At 55.0% G+C, this 2,966-nt stretch carries 1 protein-coding gene and 1 pseudogene; both read left to right on the top strand.

Annotated features, from left to right (window positions below; genetic code table 11):
* Positions 1-35 precede the first annotated feature (35 nt).
* Positions 36-2,888 (top strand): annotated as a pseudogene (locus ACF8AM_RS18805) (efflux RND transporter permease subunit).
* Positions 2,833-2,966, top strand: a 134-nt coding sequence (locus ACF8AM_RS18810; RefSeq protein ID WP_392557122.1) for an efflux RND transporter permease subunit, incomplete at its 3' end; no start/stop codon positions are given. The pseudogene ACF8AM_RS18805 and the gene ACF8AM_RS18810, both read left to right, overlap by 56 nt.

Raw genomic sequence — 2,966 nt, forward strand, 5'->3', positions numbered from 1 at the left:
TGGTCACCGCCAAATACCCCGGTGCCAGCAGCGAAGTGGTCGCTGAAACTGTCGCCGCGCCGATCGAACAACAGGTCACTGGCGTCGAGAACATGTTGTACATGTCCAGCCAGTCCACCAATGACGGCGGTTACTCCCTGACCGTGACCTTTGCGGTGGGAACCGATTTGGACATGGCACAGGTCTTGGTGCAAAACCGAGTCAACCTGGCCACGCCGGTGTTGCCGGCGGAGGTCAAAAGCACCGGCGTTTCAGTGGTCAAGGCCTCGTCGAGCTCGCTGCTGGCGGTGAACTTCTTTTCCCCCGATCAATCGCGCGACCAGTTGTACTTGAGCAACTACGCGACGATCCGAGTCAAAGATGAACTGGCCCGCATCGAAGGGGTGGGTGACATCACGATCATCGGTGAGCGTGATTACAGCATGCGGGTCTGGTTGGATCCCAATCGCATGGCGACGCTGCAGCTAACCGCGTCGGACGTGATCGGTGCCCTGCAAGAACAGAACATCCAAGTCGCGGCTGGGGCGCTCGGTCGACCACCGGTGCCCAGCGGTCAAGACTTTCAGTACACACTGAAGACGCTCGGGCGATTGTCCACTGTCGAAGAGTTTTCCGAGATCATTGTCAAAACGGGAAGCGACGGGCAGATTGTGAAGCTCGCCGACATCGTCACGGATCGATGGACGGATGAAAGCGGCACCACGTTCGGCGGCATCGAGTTCGGCGCCAGTTTTTCTGACACAAAATGCAAACTTGACGGCGTCGCTGCTTCTGGCTTGATGATCTTTCAGTTGCCTGGTTCGAACGCGTTGGACACCGCCAATCGCGTTCGTGACAAGATGGAAGAACTCAGCCAGAAATTCCCTCAGGGAGTGGAATATTCGGTGAGCTACGACACGACTCCGTTCATCAGCGAATCGATCGGCGAAGTGTTCAAGTCGTTGCGGGACGCGATCATCTTGGTCGCGATTGTCGTGCTGCTGTTCCTGCAATCCTGGCGGGCAGCCATCATTCCGTTGATCGCCGTTCCAGTTGCCATCATCGGTACGTTTGCCGTGATGGCGGGCATTGGCTTCAGTCTCAATAACCTGTCGCTGTTCGGTTTGGTTCTGGCCATTGGGATTGTGGTCGATGACGCGATCGTGGTGGTCGAAGCCATCGAACACAAACTCGAAAGCGGCATGTCGCCGGTAGAAGCATCCGAGAAGGCGATGCATGAAGTGACCACGCCGATCATCGCCATTTCATTGGTTTTGATGTGCGTCTTCATACCCTGTTTGTTCATCTCGGGACTGACCGGGCAATTCTTCAAGCAGTTTGCCGCCACGATCGCCGTGTCGACGTTCTTCAGTGCTTTGAATTCGCTCACACTCAGCCCTGCGTTGAGTGCACTTTTGTTGCGTCCCAAATCCGAACAAAACGATTGGTTTTCGCGAATTCTGAATCTGTTTTTCGGTTGGTTCTTCAACCTGTTCAATCGCTTCTTTAGCGCCGTTTCCGGAATCTACGCCCGCATCGCAGGGTGGCTGATTCGGTTGGCCATGATCGTTTTGCTGATCTATTGCGGGTTGCTGTGGGGAACCTATGAAGCCATGACGACTGTGCCCACTGGTTTTGTTCCCGCTCAAGACAAGGGCTATTTGTTGGTCGACATTCAGTTGCCCGACTCGGCGTCGCTGGAACGATCCGAAAAGGTCGTCGCGAAACTGAGTCAAGCGTTGCTTGGCAAACGTAGTGGCGACAACAACTTTTTGACCAAAGCGGTGGAGGCCGAACGTTCCTCCGACCCCGAAGCACAACGGCATGCTGAACATGACCCCAAAAACGGATTGGAAGGCGTCGATCACACGCTCGAGATTGTGGGACAATCGTTTATCCAAAATGCAGTGGGATCCAACTTCGCATCGGTGTTTGTGATCCTGGATCCATTCCACGATCGCGAAGAAGCGGACCTCTATTCGGAGCAAATTGCAACGCGGGTTCGTCAAGCGGCTGGCCAGGAAATTCTGGATGCGAAAGTTTCAGTGTTTGGTCCTCCGCCCGTGGACGGATTGGGCAGCGGCGGCGGGTTCAAAATCATCGTTCGCGACGTCGGTCAAATCGGTTTGGCTGAGCTGGAAAAAGCAACCGGACAGCTCAGCCAAGCGGGGTCGGCCAAGCCAGAAATCATGGGCATGCAAAGTGGTTTTCGCGCCAACACGCCTCAGATGTTTGTGGACGTCGATCGCCAGAAGTGCAAGACGTTGAACGTTTCGCTCAATGAAGTTTTCTCGACCCTGCAAACGTTCTTGGGCGGATACTACGTCAACGACTTCAACGCATTCGGACGAACCTGGCAAGTCAATTTGCAGGCGGACCCAAAGTTTCGTCTGACGCCTGACCAGGTCACTCAGCTGTACGTTCGTAGCAACACGAACGAGATGATTCCGCTGGGGAGTGTCGCGGTGGTTCACGACACCACCGGCCCCGCCGCGGTTCAGCGATACAACGGATTCACGGCCGCGTCGATCAACGGCTTGGCGATGCCAGGCATCAGCTCCGGTGAAACGATTCGCGCGGTCGAGGAAGCGGTGTCCGAAACATTGCCCTTCGGATTCGACACGCAATGGACGGAATTGACCTATTTACAAATCGCAGCATGAAACACCGCTCTGATTGTCTTTGCCTTGGCTGTTGTTTTGGTGTTCTTGGTGCTCGCGGCACAGTATGAGAGTTTGAAACTTCCGCTCGCTGTGGTCTTGGTGGTTCCCATGTGCTTGTTGTGCTCCGTCATCGGAGTCGCTTTGGCTGGGATGGACATATTTACAAATCGCAGCAGGAAACACCGCTCTGATTGTCTTTGCTTTGGCTGTTGTTTTGGTGTTCTTGGTGCTCGCGGCACAGTATGAGAGTTTGAAACTTCCGCTCGCTGTGGTCTTGGTGGTTCCCATGTGCTTGTTGTGCTCCGTCATCGGAGTCGCTTTGGC

This window comes from Rhodopirellula sp. JB055, assembly GCF_043100905.1.
In the GTDB taxonomy this organism is placed as follows: domain Bacteria; phylum Planctomycetota; class Planctomycetia; order Pirellulales; family Pirellulaceae; genus Rhodopirellula.